Source organism: uncultured Psychroserpens sp., assembly GCF_947501425.1.
Taxonomy (GTDB): Bacteria; Bacteroidota; Bacteroidia; order Flavobacteriales; family Flavobacteriaceae; genus Psychroserpens.
In genome coordinates this window covers 208,825-230,858 of the sequence record NZ_CANMVN010000009.1, presented here as the reverse complement: position 1 = coordinate 230,858, position 22,034 = coordinate 208,825, and the positions used below count along the sequence as shown (strand labels likewise).

At 33.3% G+C, this 22,034-nt stretch carries 20 protein-coding genes; 17 read left to right on the top strand and 3 right to left on the bottom strand.

Annotation, left to right across the window (positions count from 1 at the left end; genetic code table 11):
- From Q0951_RS15045 to Q0951_RS14965, 17 genes are all read left to right on the top strand, one after another.
- Positions 1-918, top strand: a complete 918-nt coding sequence (locus Q0951_RS15045; RefSeq protein ID WP_299338550.1) for a hypothetical protein — start codon at positions 1-3, stop codon at positions 916-918.
- A 12-nt stretch (positions 919-930) separates the two neighbouring features.
- Positions 931-2,082, top strand: a complete 1,152-nt coding sequence (locus Q0951_RS15040) for a glycosyltransferase family 4 protein (protein WP_299338547.1) — start codon at positions 931-933, stop codon at positions 2,080-2,082.
- Between the two features lie 30 nt (positions 2,083-2,112).
- Entirely contained in the window at positions 2,113-2,844 is a 732-nt protein-coding gene (locus Q0951_RS15035) for a sulfotransferase (RefSeq protein ID WP_299338545.1), read from the top strand.
- Positions 2,844-3,989, top strand: coding sequence for a glycosyltransferase family 4 protein (locus Q0951_RS15030; protein ID WP_299338542.1), 1,146 nt, complete (start codon positions 2,844-2,846; stop codon positions 3,987-3,989). The genes Q0951_RS15035 and Q0951_RS15030 overlap by 1 nt, the downstream gene beginning before the upstream one ends.
- Complete coding sequence (locus Q0951_RS15025) at positions 3,973-5,145, top strand: glycosyltransferase (protein ID WP_299338539.1); 1,173 nt, start codon at positions 3,973-3,975, stop codon at positions 5,143-5,145. Before Q0951_RS15030 ends, Q0951_RS15025 begins: the two co-directional genes overlap by 17 nt.
- Positions 5,123-6,202: a glycosyltransferase gene (locus Q0951_RS15020; protein WP_299338537.1), complete on the top strand. Its 1,080-nt coding sequence runs from the start codon at positions 5,123-5,125 to the stop codon at positions 6,200-6,202. Before Q0951_RS15025 ends, Q0951_RS15020 begins: the two co-directional genes overlap by 23 nt.
- Positions 6,203-6,204: 2 nt before the next feature.
- On the top strand, positions 6,205-7,293 hold the full coding sequence (locus Q0951_RS15015) for a glycosyltransferase family 4 protein (protein ID WP_299338534.1): 1,089 nt from the start codon (positions 6,205-6,207) through the stop codon (positions 7,291-7,293).
- Positions 7,290-8,456, top strand: coding sequence for a glycosyltransferase family 4 protein (locus Q0951_RS15010; RefSeq protein WP_299338531.1), 1,167 nt, complete (start codon positions 7,290-7,292; stop codon positions 8,454-8,456). Before Q0951_RS15015 ends, Q0951_RS15010 begins: the two co-directional genes overlap by 4 nt.
- The gene (locus Q0951_RS15005; RefSeq protein WP_299338530.1) at positions 8,453-8,911 is read left to right on the top strand and encodes a DapH/DapD/GlmU-related protein; all 459 of its coding nucleotides are present in this window, start codon (positions 8,453-8,455) and stop codon (positions 8,909-8,911) included. The genes Q0951_RS15010 and Q0951_RS15005 overlap by 4 nt, the downstream gene beginning before the upstream one ends.
- Positions 8,908-10,140, top strand: a complete 1,233-nt coding sequence (locus tag Q0951_RS15000) for a hypothetical protein (RefSeq protein WP_299338527.1) — start codon at positions 8,908-8,910, stop codon at positions 10,138-10,140. The genes Q0951_RS15005 and Q0951_RS15000 overlap by 4 nt, the downstream gene beginning before the upstream one ends.
- The gene (locus tag Q0951_RS14995) at positions 10,141-12,279 is read left to right on the top strand and encodes a bi-domain-containing oxidoreductase (RefSeq protein ID WP_299338524.1); all 2,139 of its coding nucleotides are present in this window, start codon (positions 10,141-10,143) and stop codon (positions 12,277-12,279) included.
- Positions 12,254-13,474 carry a delta-aminolevulinic acid dehydratase gene (locus tag Q0951_RS14990; RefSeq protein WP_299338521.1) on the top strand — a complete coding sequence of 407 codons (1,221 nt, stop codon included), beginning with the start codon at positions 12,254-12,256 and terminating at the stop codon, positions 13,472-13,474. Before Q0951_RS14995 ends, Q0951_RS14990 begins: the two co-directional genes overlap by 26 nt.
- Positions 13,464-14,162: a WecB/TagA/CpsF family glycosyltransferase gene (locus Q0951_RS14985; RefSeq protein ID WP_299338520.1), complete on the top strand. Its 699-nt coding sequence runs from the start codon at positions 13,464-13,466 to the stop codon at positions 14,160-14,162. Before Q0951_RS14990 ends, Q0951_RS14985 begins: the two co-directional genes overlap by 11 nt.
- Before the next feature lie 25 nt (positions 14,163-14,187).
- Positions 14,188-15,282 carry a non-hydrolyzing UDP-N-acetylglucosamine 2-epimerase gene (gene wecB / locus Q0951_RS14980; RefSeq protein WP_299338517.1) on the top strand — a complete coding sequence of 365 codons (1,095 nt, stop codon included), beginning with the start codon at positions 14,188-14,190 and terminating at the stop codon, positions 15,280-15,282.
- 120 nt (positions 15,283-15,402) lie between these two features.
- Entirely contained in the window at positions 15,403-16,515 is a 1,113-nt protein-coding gene (locus Q0951_RS14975) for an MraY family glycosyltransferase (protein ID WP_299338515.1), read from the top strand.
- Between the two features lie 72 nt (positions 16,516-16,587).
- Positions 16,588-17,349, top strand: a complete 762-nt coding sequence (locus Q0951_RS14970) for a polysaccharide biosynthesis/export family protein (protein WP_299338512.1) — start codon at positions 16,588-16,590, stop codon at positions 17,347-17,349.
- A 2-nt stretch (positions 17,350-17,351) separates the two neighbouring features.
- Positions 17,352-19,685, top strand: a complete 2,334-nt coding sequence (locus Q0951_RS14965; protein ID WP_299338509.1) for a tyrosine-protein kinase family protein — start codon at positions 17,352-17,354, stop codon at positions 19,683-19,685.
- Here Q0951_RS14965 and rpe read toward each other — a convergent pair.
- The 3 genes from rpe to Q0951_RS14950 form a co-directional block, all read right to left on the bottom strand.
- Positions 19,682-20,344 carry a ribulose-phosphate 3-epimerase gene (gene rpe, locus Q0951_RS14960; protein WP_299338507.1) on the bottom strand — a complete coding sequence of 221 codons (663 nt, stop codon included), beginning with the start codon at positions 20,342-20,344 and terminating at the stop codon, positions 19,682-19,684. The two genes, Q0951_RS14965 and rpe, sit on opposite strands and share 4 nt — an antisense overlap.
- A gap of 342 nt (positions 20,345-20,686) precedes the next feature.
- Entirely contained in the window at positions 20,687-21,550 is an 864-nt protein-coding gene (locus Q0951_RS14955; RefSeq protein WP_094967995.1) for a sigma-70 family RNA polymerase sigma factor, read from the bottom strand.
- Positions 21,551-21,643: 93 nt separating this feature from the next.
- Entirely contained in the window at positions 21,644-22,018 is a 375-nt protein-coding gene (locus Q0951_RS14950; RefSeq protein ID WP_299338504.1) for a hypothetical protein, read from the bottom strand.
- Positions 22,019-22,034 lie beyond the last annotated feature (16 nt).

The following is a 22,034-nucleotide window of genomic DNA, read 5'->3' as shown; positions in this document are numbered from 1 at the left end:
ATGGATAGAACTAGTATTATTCATATTGGCTATTTTAAAACAGGAACCACGTGGTTTCAGCATGTCTTTTTTCCAAAGGTTACTAATGCTGTATTTAGTAATCAAGCAAATGCTTCATTAGATGATAATTTGATTATAACGAGACCTTATGATTTTTCATCTGAAAAGGTCTCAAAACATATAGACCAATTATTTCCAGAACGTACCTCTAGAACGCTTATTTTATCAAGAGAGCGCTTGTCTGGTCATCCTTTTACAGGAGGATACGATGCGAAAATCATTGCAGACAGATTAAAGGAAACTTACCCAAATGCAACCATTGTAATTTTTATAAGAGAGCAAAAGAAAGCTATTATTTCAACTTATAAAGAATATGTAAAAAGAGGAGGAACAGCACCTTTTGATAAGTGGATTTTTACTCATGAGAGAACCATACCTGGTTTTCAATTGGATTATTTTAATTATCATAAACAGATTAAATACTATTTAGAGTTATTTGGAGTCTCACAAGTTAAAGTCTATGCTTATGAGGATTTTAAAGATCATCCGAAGGAGTTTTTAGAAGCATTCTCTAAGGAACTGAATTTAGAAATAGATTTATCTAACTTTGATTTTAGCAAAAAAGTTAATAAGGGTTTTTCAACAGGAGCGCTTAAATTAATCCGATGGTCAAATAAGTTTTCTAAAAGTAAAAATCTAAACCCCTATCCAGCAGTTAAGATTCCTTTTTTAAGATTTTTAGTAGAAAAGTGTAATACTATTTTTGATACCATGTTTTTTAAGCAACGAAATAATAGTTTTTTTAACTCCAAAACATTGTCTGAAATAGAAAATCTATTTGGTAAAGGTAATTATGAGTTAAACCAAATACTTGATATAGATCTGGAAAGTAAAGGATATAATTGCAATAATAAATAAGATGCGCTACAGATGCTCAATATAGGTTTTATTACAAATAATCACTATCCAAGAATGGGAGGTATGGAATACTGCACGCATTACTTGGCTAAGCATTTAAATGCTATGGATAGTATTGAGGCTTCAGTAGCTTGTAGCACTTTAAGAGATATTCCGCAGGATTTCCATTATCCCTATTTTTGCTATCGCGCCAAGAGTTTTTCTTTTTTAACACCATGGTTATTTCAAAAAAATCGTGAGCGTATGGTTAAAAATCAGAATGTAATGCTGTTGCACGGACAAATGTTACATGGTGGCGGATATGAGGCAATGAAGTTGAGTAAGAAGTTTGATCTTCCATTTGTGGCACAATCACACGGAGCAGATGTTCAAAAGGTGCCAGAAATAAACTATGGAGCTTTAAATGATAATACTCAAAAGAATAAAATAAAAGAGGTGCTTAAAAGTGCTCACAAGCTGATTGCTGTGAGTTCTATAAATAAACAGAATATGATAGATCTTGGAGCAGAACCAGATCGTATACAAGTGGTGCACAATGGTGTTGATGTAAAGCAGATTAATGCTATTCCGTTCAATGATCTGAGACCTCAATTTGGTTTAAAGCCTGATGATTTTGTTCTGATTACTGTAGGCCGAAATAAACCAGTAAAGCGTATGGAGTTATTGTTTGAAGCGTTACAAAAATTAAAAGATTATAAGTCTATTAAATGTTTGTGTGTTGGACCTAAACATAATCTCGAGAGCTTAGCTAATAGATATAACATTACCGATAAAATTGTTTTGACTGGTTCTATTCCTGAAAAATACAATTTCAGTAATCAACCTCCTTACACTGATTTAATAAATGCATATAGGGCTTCAAATGTGTTTGTATCATGTTCATACGTAGAAGCTTTTAGTGGTGCATCAACAGATGCTTTGGCTTGTGGTATACCTATTATTATAGGTCAAAAACATGGTGTAATAGATGTTATAGAAGAAGGTAAAACAGGTTGGGTTATGCCATATGAAACGCCTAGTGCTTTAGCAGATTTGATTGAAAACTTATACAAACAAAGAGACCTTATAAAGACAAATCATAACACAATTAAGAATTCTATCAAACCATTGTCTTGGGATACAATTTCAAATCAAATGGCAGAGGTTTATAAACGTATTATTTAAGATATTATAGTAATAAAGTTTAGCAAAAAAATGAAGAGAGTTTATAATTTTTTTAAGGAGATATATGTCTGGTATTTTCCAAAAAAAGAAAAAAAAATATTTTGTATTGGTATGCATAAAACTGGTACAACTTCATTGGCAAGCTCATTATCTATTTTGGGTTATAAAGTAAAAGACTATCCATCAGTTAGATTATTTGGTTCAAGATTTTTATGGTTTAAAGGAACCCAATTAAATGATTTTAATTGTTTTACAGACGCAACAGTTATCCCGCTGTATAAGAGGTTGGATAAAAAATTCCCAGACTCAAAGTTTATCTTAACTACAAGAGATTTGAATTCATGGCTTACTAGCTGTTCTAAATGGCCAAATTTTAACAGAGATGGAGTTGTAGGTAAGAGAAAAATCTACAGGGAAAGAGTGCTTGGGGCAAAAACATATAAAGAAGATATCTACAAGAAAAAGTTTATAGATTATCACATAGATGTTATGAAATACTTTGAGGGTAGAGAACATGATTTGTTAGTGTTAGATATATCGACTGACAATAAATGGAAACATATATGCGAATTTATTGATGTACCAATCCCAAATGTGCCTTATCCGCACTCCAATCAAAGTGCATCAAAAATTATGATAAAAGAAATTATACGAGAATTTAACTTGCCTTCTGAAAAAGCAGCTAAAGCACATCGATATTTTATTGATAAGACAGATTTAACCAAAAACGATGTCATTAATTATTTAAAAAAAATCCAATAATGATACTAGCTGTACTCGCACAATCGTATTTATTTGATGATTCGGCATCAATTAATGGTTCTTTAGTTCAGTTGTATAATTTAACTCAAGGACTAAAAGGTAAGAACGTCGAAGTTCATTACCTATGCTTGACAATTGATAAAGAAAAACCAAAAACAGAAACCATTGATGGAGTTCATATGCATTGGATACAATCTAAACGTGGTTTGTTTGAATGGAAACGCATCATGCCTTTGTATAAAGCCATTTTAGAAGAAATATCTCCAGATGCGCTCTATGTTAGAGGTAGAAACGTCATGCAATATGTTGCTGGTAAATATGCTATCAAACATAAAAAAGTTTTTGTTTGGGGAACTAATGGAGATGATAGTGCCGAGTTTTATAAAAATGTAAAACGACTCAATACATCAAAAAAGCCACTGTTTAAAAAGCTATTGTTGTACCCTTTAAAAGCTTTTGAAGATGTATACATCAATAAGGGTATGAAAATGCCTGACCATATTGTAAATCAAAATACTTATCAAAAAGATCAAACCTTTAAAATTTTAAAACGAGAAGGTGTGATTCTAAATAGTTATTATCACATAGATAATGCAGATCAAAAGAAACCCAGAAATCAAGTGCTTTGGTTGGCAAGATGGTCTAAAGAAAAGCAGCCAGAATTATTTATTGAATTAATCTCTAAATTAAAAAATAAACAAGTCAGCTTTGTGCTTGCTGGTGATACCAATGACGTTTCAAAGCGAAATTCAATAGTAGATAGCACTAGAAAATACCACATCGAGACACCAGGTAAAATTGCATATAATGATGTAAATACCTATTTTTCAGAAGCATTGGTTTTTGTAAATACAAGCTACAGAGAAGGGGTTTCAAATACCTTTATAGAAGCCATGCTGAATGGAGTTCCGGTATTATCACTAAATTCTAATCCGAATAATTGGCTAACCGATTTCAATATTGGCTATTGTGCTGATGGAGATTTAAATGAATTAAGAGCAGTATTGGAGGACCTATTGAACGACAGAGAAAAACTAAAAATAATGAGTGAAGCTGCAAAGAACTTCGCTAAGCAACAATTTTCTAATCCGCAAACGCTAGATAGCTACATAAATTTATTCCATAAACATGCGAAAAGGAAGTAAAATAGCTTTTGTGATGCCATGGCACATTTCAGAAAGAGGAGGAGGTGCTGAGGTACAGGCAAATTATTTAGCTCAAGAACTTGGGCAACGAGGATTTACTGTAACTTATATCTGCCAGACGAGAGTGCCAGATAAAATAGATACCGTAGAGCTGATTGGATGTGTTAAGGTCTGTTACCTTAAGCCATCTGGAAGATTTCAATGGCAGGATCAGAGTAAGTACTTGAAGCCCTTAAAAAATTTTGAACCAGATTACATATTACAGCGTCTGTCCTCAAATGTAATTTATGTTCTGGGAAAATATCGCAAAACACATAATTGTCAGCTTATCTGGTTTTGTACAGATAATAAAAGTCCGTTTTCTGATTTGTATGCTACAAAGTTTAAAAAGCAATCTGGGACCAAGAGATTAGGCTTTATAAAGCATATTATTTTTGCTTTCAATAGTAAGCTAATGGATTATTTCAGAAATAAAGGAATGAAGCTCGTTGATGTCGCTTTTAGCCAGAATAGTTTTCAGAAGGAACATATCAAAAAGAGTTTTGGCCTGGACTCATTACATATGATCTCTGGTCATCCTATTCCAGATCATCAGATTCCTACATCTAACCGTTTTGATCAAAAAGTAATCTTGTGGTGTGCTAACTTTGGAGCGCATAAAAGACCTGAATTATTTATTGAGTTAGCGTCTAAAATGCAACATACTAATCTGAAATTTATAATGGTTGGAGGGCATAGCAATCAAAATTATGTGGAAACGTTACTCAAAAATAAACCTGAAAATTTAACAGTAACCGGAAAATTGAGTTTCACTGAAGCGCTGTCATACTTTGATAGAAGCACATTGTTTGTTAATACATCAACTTCTGGAGGTGACGGATTTCCAAATACATTCATACAATCCTGGTTAAGATCTGTTCCTGTAGTAACCTTTGGATTCGATCCTGATGGTATGATATCAAAGAACAAACTTGGTTATAATGTAAACTCATTAAATGACGGTTCTTCAAAAATAGAGGAACTTTGTATTGATTACAAAACATATGAAGGCATGTCAAGACATGTTTATAAATATGCACTAGAGCATCATAGTGTAAAAATAATGACAGATAATTTTTTAAAGCAGTTAGAAGATGAAGGTACTGCATTGTATTAATAGCCCACACATTGGAGGTTTGGAGCGCCTTGTTATAGAACTGGCTATTGCGCAGTTTAAGAAAGGCCTTGAAGTGTCAATAATGCTTGACACTACAAAAGGGCAATATTATGATTATCTGAAACAACATAATATTCCTATTTTGATATCAGGAATTAAAGGTGGTTTTGATATCAATCTGAGAACCTATAAATACCTAAAACAAGTTTTTAACGATTTCGAAATTGTACATGTTCACAGTTTTTCACCAATACGATCATTAGCTTTAAAGCATTCTAAAGCGAAATCTGTTTACACCATGCATGGTTTGTCTAAAAACATTCGAACGGAAAATAAAATCAAATATATATTTAGGGAAATGCTAAAGCGTCATTTTCTCAATACCTTTGATATGTTTATCGCCAACTCTAAGCATACGCTAACCCAAGCAATAGATCATTACGGTTTAAAAGGTGTAAGAAAAAAAATGATTTTCAACGGAGTAAAACTTCCTGCTATTGTGCCAGATGAAAATAGCTATTCTGAGGATTTTGTTATTGGTTTGGTATCCAGATTTACATATAGAAAACGAATTGATAGACTAATACATGGCTTTGATATTTTTTTAAAGAAAGGCGGTAAGGGTAGACTTATTTTGGTTGGAGATGGTGAAGCATTTCCTGATGTGAAAAAGCAAATACAGACCATGAATTTGTCTGCTGAAATTGAATTAGTAGGTTATAGTAATACTGTCAATACTTATTATGCTAAATTTGATGTTTGTGTACATCCATCAGATAATGAGGGTTTTGGTTTAGTTGCAGTTGAGGCCTATTCGCATGGAAAACCAGTAATTGCCTTTAGTGATTCAGGTGGTCTTGTAGAGGTAATTGCACCATTAGAACCCGATAATATTGTTGATAATGAAACTCAATTGGCAGCACGTTTGTTTTACTATTACGAGCATAGAGATATAATTAAAAAAAATGCAAGCTCAAGAATAAGCTACGCTGCTAATATGTTCAGTATCCAACGAATGGAACAGGACTATTTAGAGGTCTATAAAACTTTGATTTGAATATGCTTACAATTTTATGGCTTGCGCCAAATTTCAATCATTATAAAGCACGTTTCTTGAACCACTTGGCCAAAGATAAAGAGGTTCAGCTTACTGTTTTATCGGGCAGTGGTAGACAGAAAATGGGCGATAAAAAATTGAATGGAGATTGGAGTTTTAAGCAGGTGCAATTGGAGGTGACCAAGAAGGATTTTGGAAACTCTAAGTTAGTGAAACAACATTTGAAATCTATATTTTCAGATTTTGATTGGGTACTTATTCCTGCTGAGAAAAAAAACTTACCACTATTTCTGTTTGCTCTCCGACTGCGAAAGACCTATCCGTCATCACGTTTATTTTCATATAACCATCCGATACTTAAGTCCAAACACGGAAAAATTACGTTTTTAGATAAAATATTAACCAAGTTTTATTATCGTAAATTAGACAGGGTGGTTTTTTATACAGAGATCAGTAGAGAATGGGCTCTGCAAGAGAAATTGATAAGCCCTGAAAAATCCTATTGGGCAAATAACACAATAGATACTATTGAAATTGGAAAATATTATACTTTTGAGTTGCCTCCAAGAGAACAATGTACTGTTGTTTTTATAGGAAGATTAATAAAGTCTAAACGGTTAGAGGATTTAATTCTTTATTATAAACGTTTGAAAGATGATTTGCCTGATCTTAAATTAGAAATTATTGGTGATGGACCAGAAAAAAGTGTCATAGAATCTGCAATTACAAAAGATAATAGTATCATATGGCATGGAACTCTTATTGATGAGGCAAAAATAGCACCTATTATGAAAAGAGCTTCATTGATATTTATCCCTGGTCATTCTGGTTTGTCTGTCAATCACGCATTTGCTTATGGACGCCCTTATATCACTATTGATGGCCAAAGTCATGCACCTGAAATAACGTATATTGAAAATGGGAAAAATGGTTTTGTTCTGAAAGGTGATTTCAATTCCAATCTATTAACTATTAAGTCATTGTTGACCAATAGACAAGAGTTAGAGGATTTTTGTGTGAATGCAAATTCTAAAGGAAAAGATTTGTCAGTGCTAAATTGGGTTGAAAAAATGAAGTCTAGCTTATTATGAGTATTAAAAAGCCTAAAGTATTATTTATTGGTCCAACACCACCTCCGTATTCTGGTCCTGAATTAAGTATGCAACAGTTTTTAGAATCAGATATATTAAACAGTGCTTTTGAAATAGTGTTTCTCAAAACAAATTTTAGAACTGATAATACAAAAAAAGGAAAGCTGGATATATCAATGCTCTCTAACTTTTTTATCTTTTTTTTTAAACTTATTAAGTTGCTTATCGTCAAACAACCTAAATGCGTATACTATCCTGTAACTCCTACTCAGATTGGTTGGATTGGAAGAGATGTTTGGACTATATTACTTAGTAAACTCTTTGGCGCTAAAGTGATTATTCATTTGAGAGGAAGTCATTTTAAATTAAATTTTAAGCAATTTAATAGTCTTATTAAGAGGCTAGTTGGATTTAGTTTGAGGAGAGTAAATTGTGCAATTGTTCAAGCATTATATCTAAAAAATCAGTTTGAGCCTTACATCAATTCAAGTAAAATGGTAGTGCTTTATCAAGCTATGAATGTTGATGAATATGCTCATGTACCATCACAGACTGTTGAAAAGGGAAAAGTTCTGGTCATGGGACATATGACTAAAGCAAAAGGGTATACAGATATTCTGAAAATAATTCCAGACATTTGTCGGGAGTTTCCATATGTAAAGTTTTATTTTGCAGGAAATATTAGAAAAGGAGAGAGAGGTGTGTTTTTTAATCAATTCACAGGAGAGAAAATCGAGTATGAAGATCCTTTTGAAGCTGAAGCGCGTATATTGATTTCAGAGTATAAAGATAATTATGTAAATCTTGGAATTATTAGTGGAGATGATAAAATGAAGCATTTGCAAACAACAGATATATTCTTAACAGCATCCTATTCTGAAGGGTTTTCCAGATCGTTACTAGAAGCGATGTCAATGGGTAAACCAGTAGCTTTTACACCTGTTGGAGCCCATAGAGAAGTATTCAAAGATGAAATTCACGGATTTTCTTTTGAACCAGGAAACTTAAATCAATTGAAGGAAGCGCTAAAACAGTTGTTGGTTGACAATCAAAGACGACATCTAATTGGTCAGAACAACAGGGCTTACGTTGTGTCTAATTTCTCAATTGAGAATATAGCTGGCCATTTTAAGACTATCATTTCAAATACCTTGACATCATGAAAATTATCTTACGTAAAATGGTGCATTACTTCGGAAATGTTCTCAGGTTCTTTCACATGTCATTCTTAAGAGCATCAGGTGCTAAAATTGGTAAGAATACCATGATTAGTTTAGGTGCTAAAATTGATGTAAGGCGAGGTAAAGTGACTATTGGAGATCATTGTTTGATTACTCATGGATGTTATATCTTATCTCATGATGGAGCTGCTCATATTATTAATGAGGAAGATAATGGTACTGGTTATGTTACTATTGGAGATCATGTGTTTATTGGTGTCAATACTGTAGTGATGAGAAATGTTACTATTGGAAGTCATTCCATAATTGGCGCTGGATCTGTGGTTAATAAAGATATTCCTGAAGGCGTTGTTGCTGCCGGAAACCCCATTAAGATTCTTAAAACAATTGAAAAACCTTATCGCCCTTTACCAAGAAGGCATAAAGATGTATCATGATTTTTGTCCCTGTACTCATATTGATAACTATGGTATTTGCCAAACTACAAAAAGGTGTATTTGCATCTTTTTTAGTTTTAGTAGCTACTAAATCTATTATGGATGCCTTCTGGGAATTAAAGTTTGGTCCACTATCTATATTATCCATTCAGGGAGTTTTAATTCCAATATTGTTTTATTCCGTAATTATTAAAAGAGCTGTGATTCCTAAACCGTGGTTGAGAACAGCAAAGATCTATATTATTGCACTATCTCTTGGATTGTTTTGGGCTCTGGCTATAAAACCATTGGCATTTGTAGAAACAATTGTCTTAAACATAAATATTTATTTGGGGTTTTTTTTAATCCCGTTACTTATTCAAGATCAAAAGCGACTCAAGCAGTTTTTATTTGCTGTAATGATTTGTGGTATTTTTCCAATTCTTGTAAGTATTTATCAGCTGCAAACTGGAATTATCTTCCAAGAGCGTGAAACAGCAGGTTTGATAAGATATGTAGGATTTTATCACGATGCTTTTCCAGTGCGATTTTATGGCTTAATGACACTTATTTCCATTTTGATTTATCAAACAATTTTTAAGGTTAAAGGTGTTTTTTTAAATGCTTTTATTTTATTATTGGCTATTGGAGCATTTATTTCAATTTATGCAGTGTTTAGTAAAGCAGCTGTTGGGATTTTAGGGTTATGGATAGTTTTATTGTTGTTGTTTTCAAAATCTAAGGTCAAACAAGGGTTTTCGGTTCTTGTAGGTTTATCTGTGATTTTTTTAGTTTTTGGAGATGTCGTTTTTGATAATCTTGAACAATTGTTTAGTAAGGAAGTAGGTTATCAAACAGGAGAAGTTACAGATGCCAGATATACGCTTGCTGGTAGAGGTTATATATGGGAAAATTATTGGCGCTTTTGGGTTGATGAACAAACTGTATTTTTTCAGTGGTTTGGTGATGGTCTAGTAAGACCTGTTCACAATGAAATTTTAAGAGTGCTAATGACTAATGGTATTATAGGAGTATTGTTTTTATTAGCCTTTATTCTGCGAAATGTCAAAAGTGCATTCAAAATACATAAAAACATTAGGGTTTTTGGCATGATGCTTCTCGGTATGTATATTATCGATGGTATTGGTTTAGTGCCTGGAGTTTATTATTATTATAATATATTAGTTTGGGGTATCTTTGGGGCGTTATTACTTAATCCCCAACTATTTTTAAAAAAACAAAACAACTAAATGCAACAACTGACACAAAAGCTAGGTTCTGGCGATATGATTATTCAAGATGTTCCTTATCCACAACTGGGAAAAGGTATGATTATAGTTAAAAATCATTACTCAATCATTAGCGCAGGAACAGAAGGTTCAACAGTAGTAGCTGCAAGAAAGAGTTTAATTGGAAAGGCTAAAGAACGTCCGCAACAAGTTAAACAAGTTATAGATACCTTAAAAAAGCAAGGTCCAATTCAAACATACAGAGCTGTAATGAAAAAACTGGATGCCTATTCACCACTAGGCTATAGTTGTGCAGGAGAAGTTATTGAAGTAGGAGAAGGTGTGACCGAATTTGAAGTTGGCGATACAGTAGCCTGTGCAGGTGCTGGATATGCTAATCACGCAGAAATCGTCTCAGTTCCAGTTAATCTATGTGTTAAACTAGATGGTGATGCCAATTTGAAAGATGCAGCATATAACACATTAGGAGCGATCTCTATGCAAGGGGTTCGTCAAGCTGATTTACGTCTGGGAGAATCTTGTGTCATTATTGGTCTTGGTTTGTTAGGCCAATTAGCTGCTTTAATATTAAAAGCATCTGGTGTTACTGTTATTGGAGTTGATGTTTCCGAAGCTGCTGTAAAGCAAGCTGTAGATAATTCGGTAGTTGATCTTGGATTAACAAGAAATGCAGCTGGAATTGAAGAGCAGATTCAAAATGCAACACAGGGTTATGGTGCAGATGCGGTAATAATTGCTGCTGCCACCTCAAGCTTAGATCCCATTAATTTTGCAGGAGCAGTTGCCAGAAAAAAAGGTAAAGTTATTGTATTAGGTGCTGTGCCTACTGGTTTTGAACGTGATCCATACTGGTACCGAAAAGAGTTAGAGCTTAAAATGGCTTGTTCTTATGGTCCTGGTCGTTATGATCTTAATTACGAGGAAAAAGGTATTGATTATCCTTTGCCTTATGTACGTTGGACAGAAAAGCGTAATATGGAAGCCTTTCAAAATTTGATAGCAACTAACCGTATTGATATAGCATATCTTACAACTCATGAGTTTGATTTTGAAAATGCCAAATCTGCTTTTGATCTTGTCGTGTCTAAGGCAGAGCCTTTCACAGGAATCGCTTTAAAATATGACACATCAAAAACCAGTTCTAAAGCTAAAATTTCCACTTCGAAACATACGAAACTTGGAATGGTTAATATTTCATTTATAGGTGCTGGAAGTTATGCTCAGGGTAATCTATTGCCAAATATTCCTGATTCAGCTGATATTGGAAGAGTAGGTGTGTTAACTAATACAGGAACAACCTCAAAACGTGTAGCAGAAAAGTTTAAATTTCAATTTTGTGCTACTAACGAAGCCGATATTTTAGATGAAAAGACCAATACTGTTTTTGTAGCTACACGTCATGACTCTCATGGGACTTATGTATTGAAAAGTTTAGAAGCAGGCAAAAATGTATTCGTAGAGAAACCATTATGTTTACTAGAGTCAGAGTTAGAGGCAATTATTGATGCACAGTCTAAAGTTAATAAGACCGTTATGGTTGGATTTAACAGACGTTTTTCTCCATTAACGTTAAAGTTGAAAAAGGCTTTGGGTAACAATCCAATGACAATGTTATACCGAATAAATGCTGGTGCTATTCCTGCAGATAATTGGATTCAAGATTTGGAAATTGGTGGTGGACGCGTGTTAGGTGAAGTTTGTCATTTTATTGATTATCTCACTTACCTCAATGGAAGTCTTCCCACTAAGATATCTGCAGTTGCTATACCTGATGCTAATCAATTGAATGATACATTAAATATTCTAATTCAGTTTGAAAATGGCTCATCTGGAGTAGTTGGTTATTATGCTAACGGATCAAAATCTATGGCCAAAGAATATGTTGAGGTCTTCTCTGCTGGAATGTCGGCAACATTAAAAGACTTTAAAGAACTTAAGATCTACGGAAAAGGAAAACCAAAAAAAGATAAGCTTTTCAATCAAAATAAAGGACAGAAAGAGATGGTAAATGCATTTTTGAATGGTTTGCTTACAGACGGTAAAGCACCAATTCCATTTGAAGATATTGTTGCAGTTACCAAAGCATCTTTTAAAGTTTTAGAATCAATAAAACGTGGAGGAGAACAGGTTGTTATATAAAGTGTCATCAAGTTTTTTAAAACTTAAAGCCTATTGTGAAGCAGAAAACTTTAAAGGTTGGGATCCTTACGACGGTCTAAACTCTAAAGTATTTCAAGCATTACCTTTTAAACACTGGGATCTAGCCAGATTGGCATGGATTCAAGGATTTAAACGAAGTCCGATAAATTTTAGAACATTATTATTAGTGCCTAAAGAACACAATGCTAAAGGTGTAGCATTATTTCTTTTAGGTTATTGCCGATTATATAAATTAGCCGAGAGTGGTTGTCATGATTTTGGAACTAAAGAAGAACTTTTAAATCGTATCAAAGAGATTACAGACTTATTATTAAACCTCAGAAGTAAAGGATATTCTGGTTCGGCTTGGGGTTATAATTTTGATTGGCAAGCCAGGCGATTATTTCTATTTCCAAAGCATACACCAACCGTTGTTGCTACGTGCTTTTGTGTTGAAGCCTTATTAGAAAGTTTTGAGATTACAAAAGATGATGTGGTTTTGAAAGCGACATTGTCTGCTGCAGATTTTGTGCTTAATGATCTATCTCGAACGCCTCATGGCAATGGCATTATTTTCTCATACAGTATTAAAGACGGGAATAATACTGTGATTAATGCATCATTATTAGGAGCAAAAATTCTAAGCTACTCTTACAAATACACAAAAAATAAATTACATGCTGAAATAGCTAAGCAAGCTGTTACAGCCGCTTGTGATCTTCAGGAAGAAGACGGATCCTGGATTTATGGATTGTTACCAATTCAATCATGGAAGGATAGCTTTCATACTGGATTTAACTTGGATGCTATTGAAACCTATCAGCAAAATACTGAAGATTTAAGCTTTCAGAAGTATATAGATAAAGGAGTCAGGTATTATTTAGATCATTTTTTTGAAGCTAATGGAATGCCTAAATATTATCACAATAAAACGTACCCAATAGATATCCATTGTCCAGCTCAAGTTATTGTGACTCTATCTAAGTTAAATAGGTTTAAAAATAATGAAGAGCTTTTAACCAAAGTTTTAGATTGGACCATAGCTAATATGCAGCATAAGAAAGGTTACTTTTATTATCAGTTAAAGCCAGGAATGAGTTCAAAAATATCTTACATGAGATGGAGTAATGCATTTATGTTTAATGCCATGTCTCACTTTTTATTAGAAACCAAAGCCACAGGATATGGAAGCTAAGTCACTAAACGGAGTTATGACTTACGCTCCAGGGTCACGAGAAGAGTTAATGCAGTATGCCTTTGATAATCATAAGATAATGGTTGCTGTTAATGCGGAAAAAATTCTTCACGCAACCGATGATAGTCGTGCTTTAATAAATAGAAATTTGGGGTATCCAGATGGTATTGGAGCCGTTTGGGCACTTCAGAAGAAAGGAGCGAAGCATGCCGTTAAAATTCCTGGTTGTGAACTTTGGTTAGATGTCGTTCAAAACTATTATAAGACGAAATCGTTTTATTTGGTGGGCGGAAAACAGGAGATTATTGAGGCTACAGTTAAAAAGCTCCAATCTGAATTTGTAGGCATTAATATTTGTAACTATAGAAATGGCTACATTAAAACCGAAGAAGAGAAACAGGCACTTATTGAAGATATAAAGACTCTCAAACCAGATGTTGTATTTGTTGCTATGGGATCTCCAAAACAAGAAAATCTAATGGAGCGTATTCAAAGATCACATGAGGCTGTCTATCAGGGCTTAGGAGGAAGTTTTGATGTGTATACTGGTCACGTGAAACGCGCACCTGAATGGTGGGTTAAAAATAATATGGAATGGACTTATAGATTATTAAGTCAACCTTCAAGGATAAAACGCCAGATACACTTAGTGCGTTTTTTCGTTAATTTGCATTTAAATCGTTACTAATACGATTTACAAACTAAAATTCAATATGTACAAAGTCACAATAATTGCTGGAGCTAGACCCAATTTTATGAAGATAGCACCAATTATTCACGCTATTCAAAAAGCTAAACTAGAAAATTTTGACATTGATTATAGACTAGTTCACACAGGTCAGCACTATGATAAAAATATGTCAGGTAGTTTTTTCGAACAACTTGAAATTCCTGAACCGCATGTCAATTTAGAATGCAGTGGTGGAACTCACGCTGAGCAAACGGCAAATATTATGGTGCATTTTGAAAAAGAATTGATGGCGAATCCAGCTAATCTGGTTTTGGTGGTTGGAGATGTAACATCTACAATGGCTTGTGCATTGGTAGCTCAAAAATTACATACTAAAGTAGCACATGTTGAAGGAGGAATACGATCTGATGATTGGACAATGCCTGAAGAGATCAACAGACTGGTAACCGATAGTATAACTAATTATTTCTTTACAACTTCAGATACTGCAAATCGTACGCTAAGAAATAGCGGTGTTAATAAGGATCAGATCTTTTTTGTTGGAAATACAATGATTGATACCTTACTAAAACAACGGCCTAATTTTAGACAACCAAATATTTGGAATACACTCGGTCTTAAAAACGAAAATTATATTGTTATGACACTTCATAGGCCAGCTAATGTTGATGAAGAGTCTCAGCTAAAAGACATGATTGATGAAATTACATCAAACACACATGATTTACCTTTGGTCTTTCCTGTGCATCCAAGAACAGCTAAAATATTAAAACGTCTTAATGTGAGTCATCCTAGACTGCATATGGTTGAACCTTTAAGCTATCTTGAATTTAATTATTTAGTTGAAAGGGCTAAAGCTGTGATAACTGATTCTGGAGGAATTACCGAAGAGGCCTCAATACTTAGAGTGCCTTGTTTAACGCTTAGAGATAATACTGAACGACCAGAAACAATTACCTTAGGTACAAACGAATTAGTAGGAACCAATCCGGAAAATCTTAAGCCTTATTTAGATAAATTATTTGCTGGGAATTGGAAGCATGGTAATGATATTCCGTTATGGGATGGTCGCACAGCAGAGCGCATTGTTGAATGCCTAAAGACCTTAAGTGTCTAGATTTTCTTATGTATTAACCTTTTATCAAAGGATAAATAACAATTAGCCAACAACCTTAGTTTATTAATTTGTATCTTGTAATTACTATTAATGGATGCATGAAAATTTACCAATTCTACTATGCTTAAAACATTACTTGAAAATTTTAATCCTGAGAATAGTCCAATCATCTGGTTGATTTCTGCTTTTGCCTTGGCGTTTTTAATTGCTCAGCAAACCTTTCCTACTATTCTCTATGTTGCAAAGAAAAAGCATCTTATGGATGAGCCAGATAGTAGAAGTTTACATTCTAACAATACACCAACTTTAGGAGGTATTGGTATTTTTTTAAGCCTTGTGGTTGTTATGACAATCGTTGGTGCTATGTTGAATACTAAAGTTTTGCTCCTTGTTATGGGAGGACTTACAATTTTATTTTTTCTTGGGCTTAAAGATGACCTCACAGTTCTTTCTGCCAGATCTAAATTTCTGGGTCAATTAGTGGCTGCATTATTATTGATTGTTTTTACTGATACGAGAATTATTGGTTTTTCAAAAATACTTGATGTTGATGTTTTGCCATATTGGGTTTCCATATTTTTCACTCTTTTTGTGTATATATTGATCATTAATGCATACAATTTAATAGATGGAGTTGATGGTCTTGCAGGAAGTATAGCCTTACTAATTAGCTTAGTGTTTAGTGTGTTGTTTTACAATTCTGGAGCGCTTAGCTTAGCTACTATTTCAGTGGCATTAATTGGTGCTTTATTAGCGTTTTTACGACTTAATTTTTCATCAAAAAATAAAATTTTTATGGGAGATACGGGCTCCATGATTGTCGGATTTCTATTAGCCTTTTTTACGATTAGTTTTATCTCACAATCACAAACAAATCTCGAATCTGAATATTTTAAGGCATCGCCAGCTTTAGCATTGGCAATGCTCTTTTTTCCATTGATGGATACATTTAGAATTTTCTTTATAAGGATCTTTATTTTAAAAAAGAGCCCATTTGAAGCAGATAAGAATCACATTCATCATAGGTTTGTACAATCAGGTTTTACGCATGTACAGACTACTATATGTATCGTATTAATAAATCTGCTCATAATTTTTATTGCATTTAATATGCTTCATTTAAATTTAAATACTCAAATAGGATTATTGCTAGTCTATGGGTCGGTTCTATATTATATTCCATTTCTTTTAAAACGAAATCTTAATAGGCGAAAAAATGAAGTAAAAGTCTAATAACCCATAGGTGTTAAAGCTTTGAGATTGCTTCAAATAGGTTATATTTGCCTCTTGATAAACTATAGAAATATGAAAATTAGGTTTTTAGGAATAGTGTTACTTTTTGTCTTGGTGTCCTGCGCTTCAAAAAAGGATATTTTGTACCTGCAAGATGCCAATGTTAATAGTAGTTCTAATATTACTTACCAAAGTGCTTCTATCCAACCTAACGATATTCTTAGAATTACCGTGGAAACTCTTGTCCCTGAAGCTGCCATTCCTTATAACAGAGGCGCAAACTCAGGAACTCAGGCAAATGCTGTCGAACTATTGAAATTACAAGGGTATTTGGTGTCTAATTCAGGTACTATCAATTTCCCTATTTTAGGTCATATAGAGGTTTCTAACCTCACTACTTTTGAAATCGAAGAAAAAATAAAAACACTATTAGTAAATGGAGGTCATTTAAATAACCCTACTATCGATGTGAGGTTGCTCAATGCGAAAATTACAGTTTTAGGAGAAGTTAATTCGCCAGGAACTTACTCATTTACTGAGCAGAATATTACTTTATTACAAGCACTTGGATATGCTGGAGATTTAACCATCAATGGCAAAAGAGATGATATTATTATGACTAGAGATGTTAATGGTGTTCGAAAAATTACACACATTGATTTAACATCTACAGATTTCATGAATAGTGAGTACTATTTTATCAAGCCAAACGATGTAATTATAGTGAATCCTAACAATCCTAAAGTGAAAACAGCTGGATTTGTTGGTAATGTTGGTTTGGTGTTAACTATTACTTCTTTGGTTTTAAGTTCAATTGTACTATTGTCACGATAATTATGGATACTTCAATGAACAATCAATATAAATTTCAAGAGGAAGAGGGTGTCGACATCAAGCGAGAACTTGCCAAATATCTTAGATATTGGCCATGGTTTGTAGTTTCATTAATCATAGCACTTATAAGTGCTTATAGCTACTTGCGATTCGCTCCTAGGATTTATCAAACGACTGCTAAAATGAAAATTTTAGATGAATCTGAAGGTTTGGAATTACCAACTTCAGCATTTGTCTTTAAAAGGGTTAATATCAATTTAGAAAATGAAATTGAAATTTTAACTTCTTATTTAATTTTAGAGAAAGTTGCAAGAGAATTACAGCTTAACACACGTTTTTTCGAAGAGGGTACCATACAAACAACACAAATCTCAGAGCTTCCATTTGGCTATACACAAATTATACATGTTGATAGTATAGTTAACTCAATGACCTATGTAATCAAGGTTGAAGATAAAGGGTTTGAAGTGACCAATGTGAAAACTGAAAAATCATTTGAAATACCAAACCACAATAGTGATAATGCAAATCATAACTTACCTTTTAAATTAAAAATTGAGGACAAAACCTTATTAAAAAAACTAATAGGGAAGAAATATATTATTAAATACGGCCCTCTTAAATCTACTGCACTTAGCTTAAAGTCCAGAATCAAAGTTGAACCAATTGGAGAGCAAAGTGACTTATTGAAAATGACCATTAAAGGTGAAAGTAAAGTACGATCAGAATGGATCTTAAATACACTAATGGATGTTTTTGATAAGGACGGAATTAATGACAGGCAGTTGGTTTCAAAAAGAACAATAGATTTCATTGAAGAACGATTTATCTATTTAGCTGAAGAATTAGATTCTATAGAATCTGACAGAAAAGAGTTCAAACAACAAAACAATTTGGTTGATTTAACTGCTGATGCTGAGTTAGGTTTACAACAACGTACAAAATCTGATGAAGAAGTGTTTCAAATTGAAAATCAACTCGCATTAGCTGAATTACTTCAAAATGCTTTACAATCCAGCTCTGATGATGGCTTGCTTCCATCAAATATTGGCTTGGATAGTGGTAATATCAATTCGCTTATTAATCAGTATAATATTGCAATTTTAGATAGAGATAAGCTAACAAGTAGTGCAGGGGAAAATAATCCTACAGTGCAGTTAGTGAAATCTAAGATTACCGACTTAAGATCTAATCTAACACGCTCTCTCAATTCTTATACTCAACAATTGAGGGTGTCTCAAAGTCAGTTGAGAAAAAGGAACAGCAGATTTATAGGACAGGTGTCTCGAATACCAGAAAAAGAAAAACTTCTAAGATCCATAGAGAGACAACAAAATATTAAAGAAAGTTTATACCTGTTATTGTTACAAAAAAGTGAAGAAGCTGCTATTAATTTAGCAATTACAGAGCCATCAATTAAAGTCGTTGATTATGCAATATCTGGTGCTGGACCAATTTCTCCTAAATCAAATATAGTGTATGCAGGAGCAATTTTAGGCGGATTATTAATTCCGTTTGGTTTGATGTATTTGCTTTTTATGTTTGATACAAAATTACATGGGAAAGAAGATATTGTGAAGCACAATAACAACATTCCAATTATTGGTGAGATACCTGAGACGAAGAAAAAGGAGAGTCTTGTTTTTAGTAATCCTAACGATCGTTCAGCTTTAGCAGAATCCTTTAGAATTTTGAGTTCAAATGTAAACTATTTGCTTCCGCTAAGCGATGGCAATTCGTCAGGTAAAGTCATTTATTGTACATCAACAATAAAAGGTGAGGGAAAAACCTATATTAGTATTAATTTATCATTGGCCTTGTCTAGTCTAAATAAGAGGGTTTTACTTATTGGAGCTGATCTTAGGAATCCTCAAATTCATTCTAAAATAGATGTTGATAAGAATTCAGTAGGATTATCTAACTACCTCCACGACCAATCCTTTGATTGGAAAAATAATTTGGTCAAAGGTTTTAATAAGCATCCAAATCATGATATTTTATTATCTGGAAGCATACCTCCAAACCCATCAAGTTTATTAACTAATGGAAGATTTAAGGAGCTTATTGAGGAGGCTAAAGACTTATATGATTATATTGTAGTTGATACTGCTCCAACAATTTTGGTAACTGATACAATGCTCATCTCTCAGTTATCTGATGCAACTGTTTACATTGTGAGAGCTAACTTTACCGATAAGAAATTATTGAGTTTTTCAAAAGATTTATTTGAATCTGGAAAACTTAAAAACATGGCTTATGTTATCAACGGTGTTGGTAACAATAAATCCTATGGTTATAATTATGGTTATAACTATGGCTATGGAGGAAAAACTTAACTGTTAGCTACTTCTTTTAAGTGCTTAATAGTTGCTGTTTGATCACTGCTTTTAAATATATAACTTCCCGCTACTAATACATCTGCTCCTGCATCAACAAGGTCTTTTGCGTTTTTATCAGTAACACCTCCATCAATCTCAATACGTGTATTTAATCCTTGATCATTGGCCATCTTACGCAATTTTTTTACGCGATTATAGGTCATGTCTTCGAATTTCTGACCACCAAAACCTGGATTAATTGACATTAATAGCACCATATAACATTTTGGTAAGATGTCCTCTAAAACCGATACTGGAGTTGTTAAATTAAGAACTACACCAGCTTTACAGCCTGCGTTTTCAATTTGTGTAAGCGTTCTGTGTAAGTGAACAGTAGATTCGTGATGAACTGTTATGATATCTGCTCCAACTTTAGCAAATTCTTCAATATACCGCTCAGGCTTTTCAATCATTAAATGAACGTCAAGTGGTTTTGTGGCGTGTTTTTTAATGGCTTGAATTACTGGCATTCCATAGGAAATGTTTGGTACAAAATGGCCGTCCATAACATCAATGTGAAACCAGTCTGCTTCACTATTGTTAACCATTTCTATATCGCGTTGGAGATTTCCAAAATCGGCAGCTAGCATCGAAGGTGCTATAAGTACTTTAGACATGTTTATGAGTATGCTTGGTTTGCGCAAAGATACAGTCTTATTTTGTAATGACTTTATATTTTACGATATTAGTTTTATGGATGAAAAGATAAAATTATTTTTTCTTGAATTAATCAAGTTGCTTATACCATCATTGATCGTTCTAATAATTGCAACTCTAGTAATGTATGGCTTATTTGTGCTTCTTGGTTGGATGTAAATAGGCTAAATTTCAGAAACATAAAGTTATAAAAGAAGTGAACCCAGAGTAATCAGCTCTGGGTTCTTTCATCAATCAAAAAACGAACAGTTATGTGTAACTGTTGTTGCTTTAATTTAGTCGTAATTACTATTAAATAATTACTATCCTAAATAGGTTTTCAATATTTTACTACGAGACGTATGTTTTAATCTACGAATCGCTTTTTCTTTAATTTGTCTTACACGCTCACGCGTTAAATCAAATGTTTCTCCAATTTCTTCTAAGGTCATTGGGTGTTGATTTCCCAAGCCAAAATACAATCGGATTACATCAGCTTCACGTGGTGTTAAGGTCTCTAGTGCACGTTCAATTTCCGTTCGTAAAGATTCATGTAATAAATCTTTATCAGGATTTGGAGATTCTCCACTACGTAATACATCGTATAGGTTAGAATCTTCACCTTCAACTAAAGGCGCATCCATTGAAACATGACGTCCTGAGTTTTTCATTGACTCTTTAACATCGTTAATAGTCATATCCAACTCTTTTGCAATTTCTTCTGCACTTGGAGGACGCTCATGACTTTGCTCTAAAAAGGCAAAGGTCTTATTTATTTTATTAATAGATCCAATCTTATTCAATGGTAAACGTACAATACGAGATTGTTCGGCTAATGCCTGAAGAATCGATTGACGAATCCACCATACAGCATAAGAAATGAATTTAAAACCACGAGTTTCATCAAAACGTTGTGCCGCTTTTATGAGCCCTAAGTTACCTTCATTTATTAAATCTGGCAAGGTTAAACCTTGATTTTGATATTGTTTTGCTACAGAAACTACGAAACGTAAGTTAGCTTTGGTTAATTTTTCTAAAGCAATTTGATCTCCTGCTTTGATACGTTGAGCTAATTCAACTTCTTCATCAGCAGTAATTAAGTCAACCTTTCCAATTTCTTGTAAATATTTGTCTAACGATGCAGTTTCTCTATTAGTAACCTGCTTCGTAATTTTTAGTTGTCTCATTTAATTATCTCCTTTAAAATTTGGGTAAATGTATTGTACTATATAGTTATACGTAACAAGTGCTAAAAATGTTACAAGAAAATGAAAATTAATTTAAATTTTGATTAATTTTTTGTCATTGAGGTTGATGTCATCTAACATTTCGTTTGTGAATTTGTAGTGACCTCTAGTTGTAATTAATCTGAAACGATGCGATTTAAGAGCGCTAAGTGTATTGAGAAATAACCATTTAGATTTTAATAGTTTTGGTTTTACACTTTTTAAGCTAATATCAAAATAATATTTGCGACCTTCCTTTTCAGCTACAATGTCTGGAGTAATCGTCACTTCACTACCTTTTTTAATGAACGATTTTGGTGTTTCATAACCTTCAGCATCTGCCTTAATGTTTTCAAATCCATGTTGCTCGAGATAGTCTACCGAGTTTTTTAAAATGTCTATATATTTTTCTTTATCTGAATGTATCATAGCTTACAATATAAGA